General features: G+C 39.2%; 8 protein-coding genes. 5 read left to right on the forward strand and 3 right to left on the reverse strand.

The window, feature by feature from the left end:
• The first annotated feature begins 117 nt into the window (after positions 1-117).
• Complete coding sequence (locus U2718_RS25430; protein ID WP_342002874.1) at positions 118-1,131, forward strand: NAD(P)/FAD-dependent oxidoreductase; 1,014 nt, start codon at positions 118-120, stop codon at positions 1,129-1,131.
• Between the two features lie 234 nt (positions 1,132-1,365).
• Positions 1,366-6,984, forward strand: coding sequence for a translocation/assembly module TamB domain-containing protein (locus U2718_RS25435; protein WP_342002875.1), 5,619 nt, complete (start codon positions 1,366-1,368; stop codon positions 6,982-6,984).
• Positions 6,985-7,233: 249 nt separating this feature from the next.
• Here U2718_RS25435 and U2718_RS25440 read toward each other — a convergent pair whose 3' ends face one another.
• From U2718_RS25440 to U2718_RS25450, 3 genes are all read right to left on the reverse strand, one after another.
• Complete coding sequence (locus tag U2718_RS25440; protein WP_342002876.1) at positions 7,234-8,094, reverse strand: alpha/beta fold hydrolase; 861 nt, start codon at positions 8,092-8,094, stop codon at positions 7,234-7,236.
• An 85-nt stretch (positions 8,095-8,179) separates the two neighbouring features.
• Positions 8,180-9,157 carry an iron-siderophore ABC transporter substrate-binding protein gene (locus U2718_RS25445; RefSeq protein WP_342002877.1) on the reverse strand — a complete coding sequence of 326 codons (978 nt, stop codon included), beginning with the start codon at positions 9,155-9,157 and terminating at the stop codon, positions 8,180-8,182.
• 100 nt (positions 9,158-9,257) lie between these two features.
• Entirely contained in the window at positions 9,258-11,924 is a 2,667-nt protein-coding gene (locus U2718_RS25450; RefSeq protein ID WP_342002878.1) for a TonB-dependent receptor, read from the reverse strand.
• A gap of 661 nt (positions 11,925-12,585) precedes the next feature.
• Between U2718_RS25450 and U2718_RS25455 the strand changes: the two genes are divergently transcribed.
• From U2718_RS25455 to U2718_RS25465, 3 genes are all read left to right on the forward strand, one after another.
• Complete coding sequence (locus tag U2718_RS25455; RefSeq protein ID WP_342002879.1) at positions 12,586-17,949, forward strand: amino acid adenylation domain-containing protein; 5,364 nt, start codon at positions 12,586-12,588, stop codon at positions 17,947-17,949.
• A 13-nt stretch (positions 17,950-17,962) separates the two neighbouring features.
• Positions 17,963-19,216, forward strand: coding sequence for a glycosyltransferase (locus tag U2718_RS25460; protein ID WP_342002880.1), 1,254 nt, complete (start codon positions 17,963-17,965; stop codon positions 19,214-19,216).
• A 171-nt stretch (positions 19,217-19,387) separates the two neighbouring features.
• Positions 19,388-23,995, forward strand: coding sequence for a type I polyketide synthase (locus tag U2718_RS25465; protein WP_342002881.1), 4,608 nt, complete (start codon positions 19,388-19,390; stop codon positions 23,993-23,995).
• Positions 23,996-24,015: the final 20 nt, after the last annotated feature.

A 24,015-nucleotide genomic window follows, 5' to 3' on the forward strand; every position in this document is an offset into this window, starting at 1 on the left:
AAAGCCACATTAATTATTTTAATTAAATTTAATAAAATTTAACAACTGTTCTTTGGTGGGAAAAATCTCAGTCAAATTCGAGATATCCTTAAGCAGGTATTATGTATATTTTTCTTCATGGCTGAAAAGTCTTCTCAATCCTCTTGCCTAGTGATTGGAGGTGGAATTTCTGGTTTAATTGCTGCTACAGTTCTGCAACGTCACAATATTCGCGTTACTGTAGTTGACAAAGGTCGAGGAATTGGCGGGAGAATGGCGACTCGTCGAATTAGACATCCTGAGTATGGTGAAGGTGTCTTTGATTACGGCGCTCAATACTTTACTGTTACTGATTCAAAGTTTCAATATTGGGTTAACAGTTGGATTCAAGAGGGAATTGTTCAGGAATGGACACGAGGTTACTCAAGGCACAATCAACACTCAAGCAATAGTGAAGTTTGCTATCGAGGAGTCAATAGTAATCGCAGCATTGCCCAACATTTGGCTCAAAACTTGAATGTTCATACAAATACAAAAGTCGTTAGTTTTGAATGGCAGAGCGATCGCTGGCAAGTAAAGACAGAAAACAACGAAAACTTTTCAGCAGATGTACTATTGCTGACACCACCGATACCCCAAACTCTAGAATTACTAAATCGTTCGCAAATTGAATTAGCACCGCAATCGAGACATAGATTGGAACAGGTAGTCTACCATCGCTGTATTGCGGTACTTGCTCTATTAGCACAGCCCTCTTTGATCCCAAATCCTGGTGGTATGAAGTTGGATGGGGAACCTCTAAGCTGGATAGCTTGCAATTACAAAAAAGGAATTTCACCACAAGGCAATGCAGTTACACTCCACGCAAGTCCCAAGTTCAGCACAACCAACTGGGAAATGGACAATTTAGCGATCGCCAATCAACTTCTAGAAGCTGCATCTGAATGGCTAGGCTCGCAGGTAATAGAATTTCAGGTGCATCGATGGCGCTTTAGCCAACCACAGACAGTATATGGTGAGCCTTTGTTTGCGCTAACTAAGCCAGGATTACTAGTTATATCAGGAGATGGTTTTGTTCAACCGAATATTGAGGGTGCTGTTTTATCAGGTTTAGCTGCTGCTGATCACATACTGAAAATTTTAAATTCATAAAATCTGTGTACATCTGTGTCCTTCTGTGTTTGATTTTTTTGAAACTAGAATGAGTCACAGTTTTAATGCACCCTCTTAGCCTTGCCACACCACTAACTTAAATAGCGATCGCGCAACCATAAAAGCATGATGCTAATATTCATTTCACAATCATAATTTTTACCTTGTGCGTTTGTGTAAATCAACAGGTCAAGTTCAGAAGCTCCCTTCTTCTGTGCACAGAGGATGCAACCAATGACAAATCAACCTCATCCAAATCATCAGCCTCAACGAAGAACAAGTAGACGTACTCGACAAATTCTCATCGGAGGTGGCTTCGCTATTACTGGAGCCATTTTAGTAGGAGTGGTTGCTGGAAGTTGGTGGGCATACAAATTTATTGACAAGCAACTCTCGCCTTTGATTGTTCAAAACTTAGAAGATGTTTTAGATCGTCCTGTAGAAGTAGGCAAAGTTCAAAAATTCAGCTTCACAAATATCACATTTGGTCGTTCTACTATTTCTTCCACTGTAAAAGATCCAAATCAAGTCAATATTGATCGCATTGTAGTCAACTTCAACCTACTAGATGCTCTATTGACTCAAACCTTACCTTTAAATATTACTCTTGAACGCCCCAATATCTTTTTGTCACAAAATCAACAAGGACAATGGATAATACCACAAATCAATCAATCAAAACTAAAAACAGGATTAAAAGACAGTTCAATCAAAATTAATCCTAGTATTACGGTGCAAAATGGTACTGCTACTTTGTCTGCGATTGGAAAACCCAACCGTCCTTACAGTTTACCAGAGGATTTGTCCTCAATTTTTGCAACACCAAAACAATCAACCCCTAATCTCAATTCTAAATTACAAAATCAAGTTAGAAGTGTTGTCAAGATTGGCAATATTAACGCCAATCTTTCATTGCAAGACAACTATCAACTGATGGCATTCGACTTGACTGGAAAACCAGCAACCGGAGGAAGTCTGCAACTGCAAGGCAATGCTAATTTAAACTTGCCAGAAATTAAGCTACAAGCCACAGCACAAAACTTTCTTGCTTCAGATATTACGCTGTTATTACCCACACTGCCGGCGAAACTCCTCAATGGCAGACTCTCAAGCAATGTAAATGTTCATTTCCCTCCCCATAACCAGCCGCTTCAGTTTGGTGGCAATTTGAGTTTTCGCGATCTAGCAGCTAAGTTTGATGGTATTCCCAAACCAATTACATCTGTCAACGGTAGTCTCCAACTGCAAGGAGAACGCATCACTTTAGGAAATGTAAGTTTGCGTTACGGAGAAATTCCAGTACGAGCTACTGGTAGCCTTACCACCCAAGATGGTTATAATCTCAATGCCCAAGTACTTCCTGTCAGTGCCAAAGCTTTATTAAAAACATTAGATCTCAAATCACCTGTATCAGTTGCAGGAGAATTTGGGGTTGAGACGCGAATCACGGGAGCGATCGCCCAACCTATCATCACAGGAAGCGCCAGAAATACTAAACCCGTAAAAGTAGATAAAGTTAATTTTGCCACAACTAATGCTAATTTTCAGTTGACTCGCCAAGCTCTGATTTTACAAAAGTTTCTGGTTACTCCCGCAGATGGTGGTGCGATCGTCGGTAAGGGAAATATCCAACTAGATAAACAACTGCCAGTTACCTTGAATTTGCAACTACAGGATTTACCAACAGATGGTATTGCTAGTTCTTATGGAATTAAAGGTACAAATTTAACCTACGGTAAAATTACTGCTGATGGGAAGATTTACGGTGATCTAAACAATATTCGAGGCAATTTGCACTGGCAAGCACCTCAAGCAACCTATCCAGGGCAAGGAAATATTGTGATTGCAGGTAATAATCTCTTATTTAAAGATACGGTTTTCTCTGTTGCAGGTGGGAATGTTCGGTTACAGGCAGAACTGTCTCAAGTCGTGGGGGTATTGCCGCAACGCTGGCAGGTACTTTTAGAGGGATCAAAAATTTCGCTCAATCAGTTTGCAGTCAATATGCAAGGGCTAGCGAGTGGAAGATTGCAACTATCTGGCAGTATGAACCATGCCAACCAAGCTACCATGTCTGTGCAAGGACAAGCCCAACTTGCTACCAATCAAAAATTGTTGTCGGTAGCGCCGATTAAGGCTTCACTACGTTGGTTAGGGGATAAACTGCAAATTCAACAAGCAGCAATTCCTGGTTTAGAGGTAGATGGATTGATATTCACTCAGCAGCCACCAGGAAAAAGCATACCTACCATCTCTAATTTAGATTTAAATGCACGACTGCAAAACTTTAACTTAGCTACTGTGCCAGTTCCGATTCCCGATGCTATTCGTTTAAATGGAAAAGCGAATTTCAACGGACGCATCACTGGCAATTTAAAAACGCTCAAATTGGCAGGTAAATTGGGACTAAATCAGTTTGCCGTTAATGATTTTATCTTTGATCCCAAACTTAACGGGCAGTTGCAGTTTGCCCAAAACCAAGGATTAAATGTAAATTTGACTGGGCAACAAGACAAAATTGAATTGCAATTAGATAAAGACTATCGTTCTGCTAACTTTTTATTACAGCAAGGCGAAACTGTTGCTCGCGCTACAGCCAAGAATTTTGGTCAAGACTATCGTTTACTAGTAAATTTACGTAATCTGCAATTGAAAAAAATTACTGCCAATACACAAGGGCTGGTTGATGGCAATTTGCAAGTATCTGGTAGTTGGGATAATCTTAACCAGGCTACCATTCAGGCTCAGGGGAAAGCACAACTTCCTTCAGTGGCAAAACCCCAACCAATCGGCCCTATTGTAGCTTCACTGCATTGGCAAAAAGATAGGTTACAAATTCAACAAGCATCTGCTCCTGGTGTAAAAGTAGATGGATGGGTATTTGTCCAGGAGGCACCAGGACAAATAATACCTAGTATCTCTAACTTGGATTTGAATACTCGACTGATCAACTTTAACTTGGGTGCGCTGCCAGTTCCTATTCCTGATCACGCCATCCGTATCGCTGGAAAAGTAAACTTCAACGGACGTATCACTGGCAATTTAGACATACTCAATCTCGCAGGTAAATTAGGGTTAAACCAATTTGCTGTTAATGATTTTGTCTTTGAACCCTTACTTAAAGGACAGTTGCAATTTGTCCAAAACCAAGGGTTATCTTTAGATTTAGCTGGTAAACAAGACCGAATTACATTGCAGCTAGATCGTACTTATCGTCCCATTAATTTCTTATTACAACAAGGGCAAACTGTTGCTCGCACGATCGCTAATCAAGGCGATCGCACCTTGGCAGAGGTACGCAATCTTCCGCTCGAAAAATTCGCGATCATCCCAGCAGATGCATTCGGTTTAGGGGTAGTCAAGGGCAACCTTAATGGTAACTTTGATTTGAATCTTACAGAGTTATTAAATCCAGCAGTAGTAGGAGTTGTAAGCGTTACTAAACCAGCCCTTGGCTATATCGGGGCTGATTTATTTACCGGACAATTACACTATGCTAACGGTACTGCCGTCCTCAGTCAAAGTCAATTACATAAGGCACAAAGCCGTGTGTCGATGACTGGGAGTTTGAATCTTAGAAGCGAGCCCCAAATAAGAGCAAAAATTACTGCTCATCCTATCAATTTACAAGATATTTTAGCAGCGTTACATTTTTTTGAACTTTCAGATTTTTCTAGAGGACTTAAAGCTCCTGAATATGCTTCTGCAAAAGTATTGCGATTATCGCCAGTGGGCAACTATAACACTAACCTGCCAGAACAGCTAAAATTGCTTGCAGACATCACTCAACAGCAAAAGCAAGCGCAGAAGCAAGCAGCTTTGCAATTACCAGAACTTTCACAGTTGCAAGGAACGTTTTTAGGTAATGTCAATGTTGGCTTTTCTCCTCGCACCGGGCTGACATTCAACTATGGCTTGCGCAGTCAAGATTTGAACTGGGGCGAGTATCAAGTCGAGCAGGCGATCGCCCAAGGTAATTTCCAAAATGGCTTATTAGCAGTTTCACCTCTCAAATTACAATCTGGGCGATCGCTGGTAGCATTTTCAGGACAAGCAGCGCTAGACAAGCTATCTGGGCAGCTAGTATCTCAGAACATTCCCATATCACCTCTACGTAAGTTTTTTGATTTGCCTGTTGATATTCAAGGTGACTTCAACAGTAATGTGAATTTGGCAGGTAACTATAAAAATCCCCAAGTAGCCGGAGAGTTATTTCTAACAAATGCAAGCCTCAACCAAACCCCAATTAATCAAGCTCAAACTTTGTTTAGCTATAATAATGCTCGCTTAAATTTTAATGGAGAATTGCTTGCTACCAATTCACAAAATCCGCTACGGTTAGGTGGTAGTATTCCGTATACTTTGCCTTTTATAACTGCATTTCCCAATAATGATGAATTCAGATTAGATGTCAATCTTAAAGATGATGGATTATCTTTAATTAATGCTCTGACAAACGGTCAAATGAACTGGGCAGGTGGCAAAGCAGCAGTACAAATCAATGCTAAAGGAACTGTGCGTAACACAACAAATGGTTTAGAAATTAAACCATTCATGAATGGTGCTATTGATTTTGACAAAGCGGCATTTGCAGCATCTAATATGCAAAAAATCATCGAAAACTTGACTGGTAACATCTTATTTAATTTTGACCATCTTCAATTTGATAACTTACAAGCTAATGCCGCTAATGCGAATGTATTGATTCAAGGTTTTCTTCCTATTTTTAAGCCTGAAAATTCTACTATTTTAGAACAAAACAAACCCTTAACCATTACTCTGAATAATCAAAAGTTACGGTATAAAAATCTTTTTCGAGGGAACATTGATGGTCAGGTATCAATTACTGGTTCTGCCCTTGCACCTATAATTGGTGGACAAATTAACCTTGAAGATACCAGAGTAGAAATAACATCATTTAATTCGCCTTTTTCATCTTCTCTTTGTGATTCTCAAGCTAATCAGCAAATAACTGCTGCCAATCCAATTAAAACAAACGAAGGGAACCAAAACTTTGTGTTTATACCTCGATTTAATAACCTACGATTGAACTTAGATGATAAAGTTCGTCTAAAAGGCCCCTTATTTAATTTTTCACTTGCAGGGAAAATGGCTGTTAATGGAACATTACTTAACCCTCTTCCCAAAGGAGAATTTAATATAAATCGTGGTTCTATTAACCTATATACAACTGAATTTCGCTTGGTATCAAGCCGTCCTAATACTGCTTCATTTGTTCCTAGCCAAGGCTTAGATCCGATTTTAAATGTAGAGATGTATTCTTTAGTTTCAAATATAGACAATCCTCCAATTACCAATAACTCTGCTCTATTCCCATCATCAGAATTTGCAGATTTATCAAATAATAACTTTGGTGAAATTGGCAATGTAACAGTTGATGCCAAGGTTGAAGGGCCAGCTTGCAAATTGTTTGAAAATCTCCAATTAACTAGCACTCCTAAACTAAGTGAAGAAGAAATAGTTAGTTTAATAGGAGGGAATACTCTCGACCATCTATCGCTAAATCGAGGTCTACTTCATGAACTAAATAGAGGTATACTTTCTGAATTAAATAATTTGGTTAATAACATCTTGGGCTTAGATAATTTCAGCCTATATACTACTAACGTTGGCTCAAAAGATGGTAAAGGCTCTGAAAATACCGTAGTAGCTGAAGTAGCATTTAACGTTAATCCGAAATTATCTGTCTCTGCTAGTTCGTTGTTGAATTCTAATACTTCACCATTTCGACTTGGTGGAGTATATCGGCTCAATGAAGATTTGACTGTGCGTGGTTATAGTCAATTGATGATTGATAATCGAATCCTAATAGAATATAGAAAAAGGTTTTGACACTTTAATTAAATATAAAACTTTGGCGTAGATTGGGTTGAAGAAAATAGACGCGATGTAACATAATCTTTATAAGAATATGATGAGTGACACCAAAATGGCGAGTGGGAATCTTGTTTCAAAATTCTGGACAAGCCTACTAATCAATGGTTTTAATCCAAAATCCCAAATCCAAAATTGGTATGACGCTTACGCTCTACCCATCCTACAAATAATTATTTTGACTGTGTTGTGTATTTTTCTTAAGTGCTAGCTTTTATAGACTAAAAAACCAGCGATCGCATCTAGCAGCGCTTCTTTTTCATCTGCCCGAATCAAGTGAGCGCTATTTTCAAAGATTCTTAAGTCAGCATTCTTAATTGCTTGAGCTATCTCCTCAGAAAATTCCGGAGGACAAATCCAGTCATGTCGTCCTCCAATAACTAAGGTAGGTGTAGTAATTTTGTGTAATTGATCAAGTAAATTATAGTTACGTAGAAAACCACCAAAGGCAACATTAATGGCATCAACCGATAGAATTGCCCGATCCCAATTTTTACCAGATACATGAGGATCGTACGTTAGCGAATACATCGGCCCCATAATCTTAAAATACTCTCGCAGTTGTTCTTCATTTTCAAAGGAGCCATCCCACAGTTTTTGAGCAATTTTCTTTTGTTCTTCGGTTCCCCGTTGTACCAAAATTTCTTGAGCTCGTTGTAAGAAGCGGGAACTAGCTGCTGTGGCAATTACAATTAAATGCGATATGTGCTGAGGATAGCGAACTGCATAAGATAAAGCAACCATACCGCCATAGGAAGTCCCAATCACAACAATTTGATCGAGTCCTAAATAACGGCGTAGCGCTTCCATGTCCTCGACATTATTATTTAGAGTGTAAGTTTCTTTGAGTCCACGGGCAGAACGTCCTTGTCCCCGATGATCGAAATAGACTAGTTGTAGCTTTTGAGCAAGAGGAGAAAAAGCAGGTTTATATGAAGTATGATCTGCACCAGGGCCGCCATGAACCAAAAAGGCGACTGGTTTGGTGTGAATGCGATCGCCATCTACTACTAAAGAAGAACCTTCTACGTCAAAGAAAAGCTCTGTATCTCGGATTTTTGCTCGCATTTTTGACTCCTATCCTGCATACTCATTTTCTTTGAAAATTAGATACTTTCATCATTCAAAATTAACTTTACTTAAATATCAATTACTAAGTTAAATATTTAAATAAATCATCAAGTAGCTTATTCACACCCAAAAAGCCATATGTCCACCATCTATCTTGTTGAACTGTATACACTCGATGATTTTTAGCAGCTTTGAGTGTAGATAAAAGTGGATTTTGAGAAAAAGATAGCGCTGCATTCTTACTTTCACTCATAACAAATAAAATATCAGCGTCATACTTATTTAATACCTCGATATTCAAAAATAAGCTTGTTTCTTTTTGTTTTGCGAGTGCAGGTATCAGGGGTATACCAATATCTTGCAAAACTTGATTATAGGTTTCATTGTCTGAATAAGTAGCGATAATACCATCTGTAAAAACATTAATTACTGATACTTCTATCTTTTTTAGACGCTCACCCATTAGTTGTTGTAATTGTTTAACTCGCTCATAGTATTGAGCAATGACTTGTTCTGCTTTTTCTGTTTCACCTAGTACTTGAGCTATAAAGCGGAGATTTTCTTTAAAAGAATAATTAAGACTAGGTAAGTCAATGACTACTGTGGGTGCGATCGCCGATAATTGTTGATATAAACTCCTTTGATATTCCCGCATCAGAATTACATCTGGTTTGAGCAAAAGAACTTTTTCTAAAATAGGCTGATTGCCGATACCAACTATCTCAATACCTGCTGCTTCCGCATTAGTCACACCACGAAATAAAAAATCGTATTGTGGTAAATAAGATACTGTACCAATTGGTTTGATCCCAAGAGATAATACTGGATCTAAAAGGCTGATATCATTTAATACAATAATTCGTTGTGGCTTGACGGGAATTGTTACCTCACCAAAAGCATGTTTAACCACTTTTGTGGCGGCTACTGGTAATTCAGAGTAAGTTGAAGCCCTATCAGTTTGAAATTGCTGATTTTGAAAATGATAACTATGAATTACCCAAAGTAAAACGATAGCAACCATTCCTAGCAAAAACACTTTGACAGGACGCTTGATTCTCATGCTTTGTCTTCCTTCTGCCTTCACACTACTAATGAAGTAATAGAAAGCCTCTACACGTCTATAAGTTTAACGACAAAGTAGTGGCCCCTAATAGTGTTGACTAAAATTCAAACGAAATTGTCCCTATCACTGTGAACGGTGCGCCTGGAATAACTGTATTTCTGCCAAAGTTAAATGACTCAATATACCTGATACCAAATAAGTTTTCGATATTGATGGCAGCTCTCCAATTGTCTTGTCTGTAAAAAATTGCAGCATCTGTTCGCAGATAGCTAGGCAACGTGAAAGTATCGTCAAAATCATCACTAGGAATATCACCACCGACTCTATCTGAAAGATAGTATAGTCCCAAACCAAAACCTAAACCTTTCAAATTACCTTGGAGAAATTGATAAGTCGTCCACAGACTAGCTTTGTGTTCGGGTACTTTAGGAACTCTAGAACCTACCCTCAAATCATTACTTTCCGTAATTTCGGCATTTGTGTAACCATAAGCGGCAATAATATTCCATCCAGGCAAAATTTCCCCAGATATGTCTAGTTCAATCCCTCGACTTCTCTGCTCTCCAATTGGAATGCTAAAACCATCAGGGTCATTGGGATCGGTGGTAGCAATATTTGTTTTAGTAATTTCGTAAGCAGCTAAAGTTGCTGAAAGTTTTTGATTCAAATCTGCCTTGATCCCCACTTCATATTGAGTTCCGCGTTCAGGTGACAAAAATGTACCATCAGCACGCTGGGCAAAATTTGGGGCGAAGGAGCGACTATAACTGGCATATAGTGAAATCGGTTGAATTGGCTGGTAAACAACCCCAATTCGAGGAGTGAAGGCTTCGTCATACTGAAGGGTACGAGTATCCGAGAGCCGATCGAACTGGTTTTGGTCAACAATATCAAAACGACCACCCAGCATTAACTTAAAATTGTCTGAAAATGCTATCTGGTCTTGCAAATAAACACCTAATGTCTCAGTCGTAGACTTACCATCTCGAACTACATCAGTGAGTTCAGAAAGTGCCGGTCTGGAAATAACGTTGTAAACCGGGTCAAAGATGTTTATAGATGGAGTTAGTCCCTCAGGTAGCCGGCTTTGTGAACCATCCCGATTTTCTCGTGCAAGATCCAGTCCAAATAAGAGTGTGTGTCCGATTGAACCCGTTGTAAACTTACTAACAAGGTCTGTTTGTAGAGAGTATCTATCAAAGTAATCATTATTGGAACGGAAGTTGCGTGATAATTCACCTGTTTCTTCGTCTAGTTCTAGAGGTTGTGCGCGGTAATCAAAACTATTATTTGAAGTGTAGCGAAAGGCATTACGAAGCGTTAAGTTGTCATTGAAGCGATGTTCTAGGCGATAACCAACATTTACCTCTTCTACTGTACGTTCATCTCCCGGTTCACCCAAGAATCTACTGGTCGGAATGTCAGCAATCCCTCGACCAAAAGCAACTATACCCTGATCAAATGTGCGCTCGTCGTTGACATAACTAACATTAAACAGTAAGTTCGTACGATCATCTAGTTTTAAATCAAATACAGGTTCAAAAAAGAATCGCTCACTACTGACAAAATCCCGGAAACTACCAGTATTCTCATAAGCAGTATTCAGTCGATATAGCAATGTATTGTCTAGATTGAGCGGCCCAGACAAATCAATAGCAGAACGATAGTAACTGTAGCTACCAACAGAGAAATCACCAGAGTAATAAGGAATATTCAGAGGTTTTTTCGTTACTAAATTAATGATTCCTCCTGGTTCAGCATTTCCATATAGCACAGAAGCCGGCCCTTTGAGGACTTCTATCTGCTCAATATTGGCAAGTTCTCGCAAGTTATCGCCAGTGTCTCTAAAACCATCTCGAAAGGTAGAAGTAAAATCAAAGCCTCTAATATTGAAGTTGTCAACTGTTCCTGCAAAATTATCACCTTCTACAACACCACTAACGTTGCGAATTGCATCTGTCAGCCGAATAACTTGTTGATCTTCTAAAACTTGTCTAGGAATTACTTGAATTGATTGGGGAATGTCGCGAATTGGTGTATCTGTTCTAGTGGCTGCCGATGCTTCAGGTACAAAATATGCATCTTGTTCGCCTGTCACAACTAATTCAATTGGTTCTTGTTTTTCAGGTGTCTCACTAGGAGGTTGTGTTGGTGGCGTTGGTTGTGTTTGAGGTGTCTCGCTAGGGGGTTGTTGTATTGATGGAATTTGGGCAGTGGTAGTCGGCGCTACTCCAAAAATAAGACCCTCATTGCCATCAAATAACTCAACTTTTGGCGTACTAGCTTCGCCAGTGACAGTAACTCGGATTGTATTACTATCCAAGTTAGTTACAGTAACTGTTGTAATTCCTGCAAATGGCTTTTCTTGACTAAATACATTACCACTAGGTAGACGCAATTGAGCATTAGGAATATCTGCAATAAAACTGTTACCCTCACTTTTGCTAAGAGGTTGCAGTTTTTCTCCTTGAGGCGTTTCTAAAATGATTTCCAGTTGTTTATCGACTGAATTCAGTTTGACTCCGGTAACTTGTATAATTTCTGCTGCTTGAACTAGCTTTTGGTAATTTCTACTTGTGTGCGGTAACGTCTTTTTCGCGGCTAGATGTGGTTGAGTTGTAGTTTTTGTAGAAATAGCGTCCCGATTAGTTCTCTGTTGCTGTGTTTCAGAAATTTGTACTTCTTTGCTCCAAGCAGGAGTTACTAATAACAAAGTAAACGAACCTGTAAGTACAAGGTTTCTGAATAGTAAAACTGGATTCATTAACTTCCTCATACGTCATTTAAAACCTGTTAATACCTTGATGTATTTGCTAGTTACTTATTAAAATTTATTAGCACTAGTTTGCTCCAGATTGAACTATTACATTATCAAAAATTGACTCAATAAAATATTTTTTTTGCATATACCTCTCAATAAATTTAGAAGCATTTCAACATTTAATATTGGAAGCAAAAAACAACTTGTATAAAAAATAACTTTAATAAGATAATTGTACTAGGTATAAGATATTTTAGATATATGCTTTTATGGCAAACGCGAGATTTACGTAGATGCTATATGGTGCCATTAATGCGGTTAGAAAAGCAATACCCCACTCAATAAAAAGTATCTAACAGTTATATTCATAAGGTTTTTTGCCAAAAATCTAAATTAGTTAATATATCAAAATCAGATAATTAAGTTTTGTTAAGAAAAAAGTAATGGAGAATTATTAGCATTAATTGTGATATAGGTAATATTGAGAATAAATTGCAAAACTGTATGAGAGAGGTCTTACTGATAATCTCCTAAAGACAGCCAAGCTCAAGCTAAACCAAGACTGTGCTTGAATCTAATGTGGTCAGGAAATCTACAAATCGTCGGCACAGCTTCGGTTACACCACGTATTACAGTGACATTCCAGAATTAGGTGTGCATTTCAATGCCTGAAAATAAGAATACTCAGAACAGTAATGCCTTTGAAGGCATTTGCAAATTTTCTACTGTTGTTGAACTTTTACGTTATAGAAGCAACGTACAGACCGAACAACTGAGTTATACATTCTTAAGCGATGGAGAAACAGAAACCGATCGCCTGACATATCAACAGCTAGATAGATTCAGTCGAGCGATCGCATCTGAGCTCCAAAAAATAGGTTTAAGTGGTGAACGTGCATTACTACTTTATCCACCAGGTTTGGAGTATCTTGCCGCCTTTTTTGGTTGTCTGTATGCTGGTGTCGTAGCAGTTCCAGCTTATCCACCACGCAATGGACGCAACACCCCCAGAATTTTAGCAATTTTAGAAGATGCACAAGCGGCGATCATCCTGACTACAACTGGTATTTTGTTTCAGGTACAATCTTTGTTCGCTAGTAAACTTGATCTAGATAACATTCAGTGGCTAGCCACTGATAATCTTGATTCCGGTATAGAAGAAGATTGGCAAGAGCCTCTCATCAACACAAACACACTGGCTTTTCTACAATATACCTCTGGTTCTACTGGCACACCTAAAGGTGTAATGCTCAGTCATGGCAACCTGCTCCACAATGCTGAGGTAACGCGCCAATATATGGAACATACCTCCAGCAGTAAGTTTGTCACTTGGCTGCCTGTTTATCATGACATGGGATTGATTGGTGGCGTACTGCAACCTCTATATGGCGGTTTCCCTTGTATCATGATGCCGCCAGCAGCTTTTCTCCAAAGTCCCTATCGTTGGTTGCAAGCAATTTCTCGTTATGGAGGAACTACCAGTGGCGCTCCCAACTTCGCCTATGAACTGTGTATTGAGAAAATTACCCCCGAACAACGCTCAACCTTAGATTTAAGCAGTTGGAGTGTCGCTTTTAACGGTGCTGAACCAATTCGTCACGAGACTCTAGAGAAGTTTGCAGCTACCTTCGCTGAATGTGGGTTCCATCCAGAAGCTTTTTATCCTTGCTATGGCATGGCAGAAGCTACTTTGATGGTATCTGGTAGTGTCAAGAATGCGTTAATAAAGAGCAAGATTCTGCAAAAAAACGCTTTAGAACGCGATTATATAATTGATACAGTTGCTAACGCAGATAACTCAATTACATTAGTTGGTTGCGGTCAAGCTATACCACAACAGCAGATAGTAATTGCCAATCCAGAAACCTTAACTCGTTGTGATCCCAACCAAGTTGGAGAAATTTGGGTTTGTGGCCCTAGTATTGGTCATGGTTACTGGAACCGACCAGAGGAAACAGAACAAACTTTCCACGCTTACCTACAAGATACAGGAGAAGGGCCATTTTTACGAACTGGGGATTTAGGCTTTTTGCATAATGGCGAACTCTTTATTACTGGACGAGCGAAAGATTTAATTATCATCAGGGGACGTAATCTCTACCCACAAGACATTGAACTTACCGCAGAATGTAGCCACAAAACATTACGTACAGGGAGTGTTGCAGCCTTTGCTGTAGAGGTAGAAAAAGAAGAACGTTTGGTAGTTGTACACGAATTAGAATTTCGTGCCAAACCTAATCTTGAAGAAGTGACTGCGGCTATTCGCCAAGCAATTACACAAGAACATGAAGTACAAGTATATGCAGTCGTCTTAATTAAAGCTGGCACCATTCCCAAAACTTCTAGTGGTAAAATTCAACGTCGAGCTACCAAGACAGCATTTTTGGCAGATAAATTAGAGGTTATTGGTAGCAGTGTTTTGGAAATTTCCCAGACAACGGTAACAGAAGATTGTCTGACACGTACAGAATTACTAGCAGTAGAACTAGAACAAAGGCAGCAGTTATTAAATTCCTATTTACAAAAACTGGTAGCAAGAGTATTGAAGGTAACGCCTTGCCAGGTAGACAGTATTCAACCTTTGAGTAGTTTTGGTCTAGACTCCCTCAAAGTATTTGAGTTAAAAAACCGGATTGAGGTTGATTTTGGGGTCACTATATGTATAGCAGACTTATTTGAAGGTGCTGGTATTGCTGAGTTAACAACCCAAATACTAAACCAAGTTAACAGCAACTTGACTAGTAAATACCTACCTATATCTAGAGCACAGACAACTACTAGCCAACATCCACTTACCTTTACTCAACAGCAGTTGTGGTTTATCAATCAACTGCAACCTGGAATAGCTACATACAACATTCCTGTAGCTATTCATTTGACAGGAAGTTTGAATGTGCCTGCCTTGGTTCGCAGCCTCAACAAAATTATTCAAAGACACGACATCTTGCGGACAAGTTTTGAGGTAGTCAATGGAGAACCTATCCAAAAAGTTGCAGATGCAGTCACATTAACTTTACCAGAAGTTGATTTATGTCATTTGGCCGATGAACAAAAACAAATACAAGTACAAAAGTTATCTTTGCAAGAGGCTCAGTCATCTTTTAACTTAGGACAAGCGCCTTTGTTACGGGCAAAACTGCTGCACTTGCAAGCAGAGCAGTCAATCTTAATTTTGACACTGCATCATTTGATTGGTGATGGTTGGTCAGTCAAGGTACTAGTTCAAGAATTGTCTGCGATTTATCAAACTTTTGCTGATGATAAATCCTCCCGTCTACCTCAACTTCCTGTACAGTATGCTGATTTTGTGTATTGGCAACGGAATTGGTTGCAGGGTGAAGTGATAGAAAAGCATTTAGCGTATTGGAAGCAGCAATTAGGCGGAAATCTACCTATACTGCAACTACCTACTGACTATTCCAGATTGCCAATACAAACTTTTCGGGGATCGCAGCAAAAATTTGTATTGCCCAAAGCTTTAACTGAAGCCATCAAACAGTTAAGTCAACGGGAGAAAGCTACTTTATTTATGACCTTGTTAGCGGCATTTCAAACCTTGCTTTACCGCTACACAGGGCAAGAAGATATTCTTGTCGGTTCACCAATAATCAACCGCAATCGTGCCGAATTCAAGCACTTAATTGGGTGTTTTGTCAATACTTTAGTATTGCGTACCAATCTAGAAGGAAATCCCACATTTATAGAATTGTTGGGACGAGTGCGGAAGATGGCAATTGATGCTTATACTTACCAAGATTTACCCTTTGAGAAGCTAGTAGAAGCGTTACAACCAAATCGGGATCTCAGCTATAACCCACTGTTCCAGGTGATGTTTGTGCTTCAAAATCCTGCATCAAATAGTATCTGGAAAACTGAGGAACTTGATACTGGGACAGCAAAATTTGATCTACTTCTGTCAATGATAGATAGCGAAGAAGGATTGATCGGGACGCTAGAATACAGCACCGATTTATTTAATGCAAATACTATGTCGAGAATGGTAGGGCATTTCCAAACCTTACTAGAGAGTATAGTTAGTCATTCCAACAAGCGTATTTCTGAGTTACCAATATTGACAGCTGCTGAACGTCAAACGCTACTAGTAAAATGGAATAACACCCAGGTTGATTATCCTCAAGAAGCTTGCATTCATCACTTGTTTGAAGCACAAGTAGAAAAAATACCAGATGCGATCGCTCTAATTTTTGGTAACCGAGAACTCACCTATCGAGAGTTAAACAATCGAGCCAATCAACTAGCTCACTACCTGCAAAATCTAGGTGTGAAACCAGATACCTTAGTTGGAATCTGCATGGAACGCTCCCTAGAAATGGTGGTTGGGATCTTAGCTATTCTCAAAGCAGGTGGGGCTTATGTACCATTAGATCCTACTTACCCATCAGAGCGTCTTCGTTTTGTGCTAGAAGATGCTCAGTTGAGATTTATCCTGACTCAACAAAAACAAAGCCACAAATTACATAACGATCAAACACAATTGATCTGCCTAGACACAGACGGAGAAATCATCGCGACACAAACCACAGATAATCCCAATAGTCAAGTGACAGCAGCATCTTTGGCTTATGTTATTTATACATCAGGTTCTACAGGTAAACCCAAAGGTGTTTTAGTCAATCATGCCAACGTTATGCGTTTGTTTGCAGCTACTGATACTTGGTTTGGGTTTAACCAGCAGGATGTGTGGACATTATTCCACTCGATTGCCTTCGACTTCTCGGTGTGGGAAATCTGGGGTGCTTTGCTGCACGGTGGACGTTTGGTGGTAGTTCCCTACGAAGTTAGCCGCTCACCCCAGGCATTCTATGAGCTGTTGTCTCAACAAAAGGTGACAGTTCTCAACCAAACTCCCTCAGCCTTCCGCCAATTGATACAGGTTGATGAATCTGTGAAAGCTGCTGAAAAATTAAAAAATCTTAGATATGTGATCTTTGGTGGTGAGGCTTTAGAACTTCAAAGTTTGCAGCCGTGGTTTGAGCAGCATGGAGACAAGTCGCCACAGTTAGTCAATATGTACGGCATTACAGAAACAACTGTACACGTTACTTACTGCCCGTTAACTCAACTAGATGTGACTCAGGTACAAAGAAGTGTAATTGGTATTCCCATTCCTGACTTGCAAGTGTACCTGCTAGATCAACATCAGCAACTTGTGCCAATCGGAGTTTCGGGTGAAATGTATATTGGCGGTGCAGGTTTAACAAAGGGTTATCTAAATCTTCCAGAACTAACACAACAGAGATTTATTTCTAACCCATTTACACCAGGAACACGCCTTTATCGTTCTGGAGATTTGGCACGATGTTTACCTAATGGCGAATTAGAATACCTTGGTCGGATTGATACACAGGTGAAAATTCGTGGTTTCCGTATTGAGTTGGCAGAGATTGAGACAACACTGAGCCAATATCCAAGTGTGCGGGAAACGGTAGTAATTGTAAGAGAGGATGCACTCGCTGATAAACGTTTGGTAGCTTACATAGTTACTAATTACAATTCAGCCTTTTCTGTGAATGAATTAAGGCATTTTCTCAAAGAAAAACTGCCTGAATATATGGTTCCTTCTGCCTTTGTAGTTTTAGAAGCATTACCTCTTACTCCCAATGGTAAAGTAGACCGTCGTGCTTTACCCGCGCCGGATCACTTGCGTCCAGAATTAGCCAATGATTATCAAGCTCCTCAATCTGAGATAGAACAATCAATCGCTAGAGTTTGGAAACAGGTACTACAGCTAGAAAAAGTAGGTATTCATGATAATTTCTTTGACCTTGGTGGACATTCTTTGCTGGTTGTGCAGGTAAATAATAAATTACGAGAAATTTTTCATCGAGATTTATCGGTTGTGGAAATTTTTCAGAATCCAACTATTAAGTCACTGGCAGAACATTTAAACCAAAATTTAGAAGTACAAGTTATGTCAGAACAGACACATCAACGCGGTCAAATGCAACGTGAGGCATTGAAACGCCAAAAGGAATTGTTATATAAGTCCAGAAAAAATAATCGTTAAAATTTCTCAAAATATGCGAATTATAATTGTTACATGGGGTACTAGTGGTGATGTTATACCTTTTGTGGCCTTAGCTTTAGGGTTAAAACAAGCTGGTCATCAAGTACAACTGGCTACTCTCAGTGAGTATCAAGAATTCGTTAGTAATTATGGGGTTCCGTGTATTCCAATGGATTGGAATGAATACGAAAATCCTTTTCATGCAATTTTGAAATTCCGTCCTTTGCATGTTATTAGCTCTCAATATAATCAATTGAGAAGTTTAAAAGATGGTTTACTCCCCGAATTATGGCGTGTTTGTCAAGAAGCAGAAGTGATTATCTTTAGTCCTGCTTCGTATCCAAGCTATTATATTGCCGAGAAATTAGGTATACCCTGTTATGCAGCTTGTGTGCAACCCTATCATCAGACCGATGATTTTCCTAATCCATATGTTACAGATGGTAAGTTTCTAGGAAGCTTATATAATTGGTTGAGTTACCCCCTTTTCGATCAACTTTTATGGCAATTTGTTAGACCAACTATTAATAGGTGGCGACAGGAAACTTTAAACTTATCTCCTCTGCCTTTTTGGTCAGGGATAGTGCGTTGGATGAACCAGAAAAAGCTACCTTTTATTTACGGTTATAGTCCTTCGTTTCTACCAAAACCATCTGAATGGGGTGATTGGATTCATATTACAGGTTACTGGTTTTTAGAAAAACATAAAGATTGGCAACCGTCCAAAGAATTGATGGAATTTTTAGCAGCTGGTTCTCCACCAATTTATATCGGTTTTGGCAACAAAGGAGGATGGGACTCAATCGCACTCACCAAGTTAGTATTAGAAGCACTAAAAATAACGGAGCAAAGGGGAATTCTATTGGTAGGAGAGGATTTGAGCAGCCAGGTTGATTTCCCTGATGATGTGTTTCCGATTGAATGGGTACCATTTGATTGGCTGTTCCCCAGAATAGCAGCAGCTGTACATCATGGAGGTCTTGGTACAGTTCATGCAGCATTACGCGCTGGAATTCCTAATATCATTGTTCCTTATTATGATGACAATATTTTTTGGGCTAGAAGGATTGTAGAGTTAGGTTTAGGGCCACAATCGATTAAAAGAGACCAATTGTCAGCCCAAAGATTAGCGATGGCAATTAAAACCGTGGTGAGTGACAAGAATATGCAAATTCGTGCAATTGAAATGAGTAAAAAAGTTCATGTAGAAAACGGTGTACAGCAAGCAGTTGAAATTTTGAATCAATATCTTGCGTTTAATAGTTAATTATTTCCAAATCTCATCGTATCAGTCTGTAATATTACATTTTTTAATCCAAAAATTTTGAATTTTACCAGTATTTTTAAGGATTCAGAAATGTTTTGATTGATAGTATGATTTACAGTTGGAATTTTACTCTGATAGCAGCAATTACGAAAACCAAAAGGGCAGAGGCTAATGGGTAATTTGGAAACCTATGAGTCAGTAGAATGTATAGCAATTATCGGTGTATCTGGGCGCTTCCCTAGAGCTAAAAATATTGCGGAGTTTTGGCAAAATTTATGTGATGGAGTTGAGGCAATTTCTCAGTTCAGTGATGAAGAATTAATTGCTGAAGGAGTAGATCCATCATTACTAAAAAATCCTAACTATATAAAAGCTAGCGCTGTATTAGAAGATGTAGATTTATTTGATGCTAGTTTCTTTGGCTTTAATCCCAAAGAAGCAGCAATCACCGATCCGCAACATCGGTTATTTTTAGAATGTGCTTGGGAAGCGTTGGAAAATGCTGGTTATGATGCTCAAAGATGTGAAAGTAGGGTTGGTGTTTATGCAGGTGCTAGTTTAAATAATTATTTACCATTTAAGCTAAATATTGACCAAATAGGCTCTGCAAATAGCTTCCAAAAGTTAATTGGTAACGATAAAGATTTTCTTGCTACTCGCGTTTCTTACAAATTAAATCTTACCGGGCCAAGTCTGACAATACAAACTGCTTGTTCTACTTCTTTAGTAGCCACAGCTTTAGCTTGCCAAAGCTTGCTCAATTACCAATGCGATATGGCTTTAGCGGGTGGAGCTTCGATTCGTATACCACAAAAAACAGGGTATTTACATCAAGAAGGAGGAATCTTATCACCTGACGGACACTGTCGCGCTTTTGATGCCAAAGCAAAAGGCACAATTATTGGTAACGGCGTAGGAGTAGTGCTGTTAAAGCGGTTATCGGAAGCGATCGCTGACGGCGATCATATCTATGCTGTGATTAGAGGTAGCGCCATCAATAACGATGGTTCTGGAAAAGTGGGCTATACTGCACCCAGCGTTAACGGACAAGCAGAAGCGATCGCAGAAGCAATAGTCTTGGCTGATATTGAACCGGAAACAATCACCTATGTCGAAACGCATGGAACAGGAACCGCTTTAGGCGATCCCATTGAAATCTCTGCATTGACAAATGTTTTTCGGGCGAAGACAGAGAAAAAAGGTTTTTGTGCGTTCGCGAAGCGTGCGCGATGCGCTCTCGGTTCTGTGAAAACAAATATTGGACATCTAGATGCAGCAGCCGGAATTGCAGGTTTAATTAAAACCGTTTTGGCTTTGCAACATAAATTAATTCCTCCCAGCCTAAATTTTGAACAACCCAATCCAGAAATTGACTTTGCTAATAGTCCTTTCTACGTCAACACTAAGCTGACTGAATGGAATACAACTTCTACACCGCGCCGTGCTGGAGTTAGTTCTCTCGGTATCGGTGGAACGAATGCTCATGTGATTTTGGAAGAAGCGCCTTCTGTTAGGGAAGTAAATAATCAGGGAAGAGATTATCATTTGTTAGTGCTTTCAGCTAAAACTGATTCGGCGCTACAAACCGCTACCAAGAATCTTGCTCAACACCTCAGACAGCATCCTGATTTGAATTTGGCAGATGTAGCTTACACATTGCAAGTGGGGCGTAGGGTATTTAATTATCGCCGTGTTGTAGTTTGCCAAAATACCCAACAAGCAATAACTACTCTAGAAACGGCAGATCCCCAACAATTATTAACTCACTTTGAAGAACCAATTCGACGTTCTATAACCTTCATGTTCCCTGGGCAGGGCGCTCAATATGTAGACATGGGGCGGGAACTGTACCAGACTGAGCCAACCTTCCGCGAACAGGTAGATCGTTGTTGCTCACTACTCCAACCACATTTAGGATTAGATTTACGTTCAGTTATTTATCCACAAGAGTCTGAAAAAAAAGCAGCAATAGAACAACTCAAGCAGACATCCTTAGCACAACCAGCATTATTTGTAATTGAGTATGCCTTGGCTCAACTGTGGATGTCTTGGGGTATGTCGCCGCAAGCTATGATTGGTCACAGTATAGGAGAATATGTAGCCGCAACTCTTGCTGGTGTGATGGCTTTAGAGGATGCGTTAGCTGTGGTTGCTGTGCGTGGACGATTGATGCAGCAAATGCCAACAGGTGCAATGCTTTCTATTTCTGCATCAACAGCAGAAGTTAAACCTTTTCTCAACGAAGATTTAGCTTTAGCTGCTAGTAATGCACCTTCCTTGTCTGTGTTGTCAGGAAGCCACGAAGCCGTAGATGCACTTCAACAGAAATTAACTGCATTGGGCATAGAATGTCGTCGTTTACATACTTCCCATGCTTTTCATTCTTCAATGATGGAATCGGTATTAGAACCATTCATTGCCCAAATAAAAAAAATCAAGCTGAATCCTCCCGAAATTCCCTTTATTTCTAACCTCACGGGAACTTGGATGACAACGCAGGAAGCAACAGATCCCCATTACTGGGCGCAGCATTTACGTCACACAGTACAATTTTCAGCTGGTTTATCAGTTTTTTTGCAGAATACAGAAAGCATACTCTTAGAAGTAGGGCCAGGACGTACTTTATGTACTCTTGTCAAACAACATACCCAACAAGCAGCCGGGCAAGTTGTATTACCTTCCTTACGTCATCCCCAAGATGAAAAATCAGATATTAATTTTTTAATCAATATTTTAGGGCGGCTGTGGTTAGCAGGAGTTGAGATAAATTGGTCTGGTTTTTATACACATGAACAGCGTTACCGCGTACCTTTACCGGCTTATCCCTTTGAACGTCAGCGTTACTGGATTGAACCAGAACTACAAGCTCAAGTGTCCGATCAATTTGAAAATAAGCAGGGTAAGAAGCCTGATATTACTGATTGGTTTTATGTTCCTTCTTGGAAACGAGTTCCTCTTGTCAAAACAAAAGAAATTAATCATAGTAACTCTCTAATTTTTGTAGATGAATATGGTGTGGGTTCACAACTTATTCAACAATTACAACAGCTTGGACAGAATGTAATCGCTGTTAAGGTAGGAAAAAAATTTAATCAAATTGATAGCAATACATACGCTATCAATCCGGCTCAAGTGGATAATTATCATAAGTTGCTGCAACAGTTACAAAAACAGGGAAAAATTCCTAAATCAATTATTCATTCTTGGAGTTTTACCCAATCACAAAATTTATCTTGGGAAGTAACTCAAAATTTAGGTTTTTACAGTCTTATCTACCTTGCACAAGCAATTGGACAACAGCAGATAAGTGATACGATTCAACTTTTAGTTATCGCTAATCATCTGCACGATATAACAGGAAATGAAAAATTTTCTCCTGAAAAAAATACCATATTAGGTGCTTGTAAAGTAATTCCTCAAGAATATCCGAATGTCAGTTGTCGTCTTGTTGATATCTTACTATCATCATCAATAAGCGAAGGTATTCTAGAGCATTTATTAGCAGAATTAATGGCAGAATCAAAATATTCAATAATTGCCTACCGTAATAATTACCGTTGGGTACAAACATTTGAGCCTATGGCGCTAGAACCAGCTAGCAAAGATAAAATTCAGTTGCGCCAAGGAGGAGTATACTTAATCACGGGTGGAATGGGAGGCATAGGTTTAGTTTTAGCTGAATACTTAGCTAAAACTGTACAAGCAAAATTAATTTTATTAGGACGTTCTGTATTATCTGGAACTGAAAAAATTAAACAATTAGAAGCATTAGGCGCGGAAGTATTGGTACTGGCTGCTGATGTTACTAATTATGAGCAGATGCAGAGTGCGATCGCGCAATCTTTAGAACATTTTGGTACGATTCATGGTGTCATCCATACTGCGGGTGTTGCTGGTGCTGGGATGATTCAACTCAAAACACCAGAAATTGCTGAAAGAGTTTTTGCACCCAAAATTCAAGGAACAATCACTCTAAATAAAGTTCTCAAAAACATCTATTTAGACTTTTTAGTTCTTTGTTCATCCTTAAGTGCAATTCAAGGAGGGTTTGGACAGGTAGATTATTGCGCAGCAAATACTTTTTTAGATGGCTTTGCTCATTGGAATACAGTGAAAAACAACCGATTTACAGTTGCAATTAATTGGGATGCTTGGCAAGAAGTTGGGATGGCTGTTAATACTAATGTTCCTAATAAAATTAAAAACTGGCGAGAAGAAAGTTTAAAGAATGCTATCTCTCCAGGTGAAGGAGTAGAAGCCTTTAGCCGTATTTTAGCTAACTCTCTACCTCAAGTTATAGTTTCTACCCAAGATTTACAAGCAGGGATTGAGCAACTTAACCAATTAAATTTATCTCTATCATTTGCCGAAAAGCCAGTAAATGCTGGGCAAGTATCTGCTAGCAGACATTCACGCACTCTGGAAGAAAACACTTATGTAGCTCCTCGTAATGAAATTGAACAAACTATTGCTAATATCTGGGAAGAACTCATCGGAATTGAAAAAGTAGGAATTCACGATAATTTCTTTGAATTAGGTGGACATTCTTTGTTAGCAGTCCAAACTATTTCTCGAATCCGAGAAGCTTTTCAAGTTGAATTACCGCTACGTACTCTGCTTTTTGAAGCTCCTACAGTTAGCGAACTAGCTAATGTAATTATAGAAAAACAACCACAATCAGAAGAAATTGATGAAATATCCAAACTGTTAACAGAAGTAGAAAATATTTCTCCTGAAGAACTCCAAAAACAACTAGCCAAAGAATCAAAAATTCATTAATTATCCATTATTGGAGTAGT

The organism is Chlorogloeopsis sp. ULAP02, from assembly GCF_038404745.2.
Lineage (GTDB): Bacteria > Cyanobacteriota > Cyanobacteriia > Cyanobacteriales > Nostocaceae > Chlorogloeopsis.

What these genes read in the sequence shown, in the direction of transcription:
- U2718_RS25430 (WP_342002874.1), top strand. Translation starts at nt 118, where the DNA reads ATGGCTGAAAAGTCTTCTCAATCCTCTTGCCTAGTGATTGGAGGTGGA.
- U2718_RS25435 (WP_342002875.1), top strand. Translation starts at nt 1,366, where the DNA reads ATGACAAATCAACCTCATCCAAATCATCAGCCTCAACGAAGAACAAGT.
- U2718_RS25440 (WP_342002876.1), bottom strand. Translation starts at nt 8,094, where the DNA reads ATGCGAGCAAAAATCCGAGATACAGAGCTTTTCTTTGACGTAGAAGGT.
- U2718_RS25445 (WP_342002877.1), bottom strand. Translation starts at nt 9,157, where the DNA reads ATGAGAATCAAGCGTCCTGTCAAAGTGTTTTTGCTAGGAATGGTTGCT.
- U2718_RS25450 (WP_342002878.1), bottom strand. Translation starts at nt 11,924, where the DNA reads ATGAATCCAGTTTTACTATTCAGAAACCTTGTACTTACAGGTTCGTTT.
- U2718_RS25455 (WP_342002879.1), top strand. Translation starts at nt 12,586, where the DNA reads ATGCCTGAAAATAAGAATACTCAGAACAGTAATGCCTTTGAAGGCATT.
- U2718_RS25460 (WP_342002880.1), top strand. Translation starts at nt 17,963, where the DNA reads ATGCGAATTATAATTGTTACATGGGGTACTAGTGGTGATGTTATACCT.
- U2718_RS25465 (WP_342002881.1), top strand. Translation starts at nt 19,388, where the DNA reads ATGGGTAATTTGGAAACCTATGAGTCAGTAGAATGTATAGCAATTATC.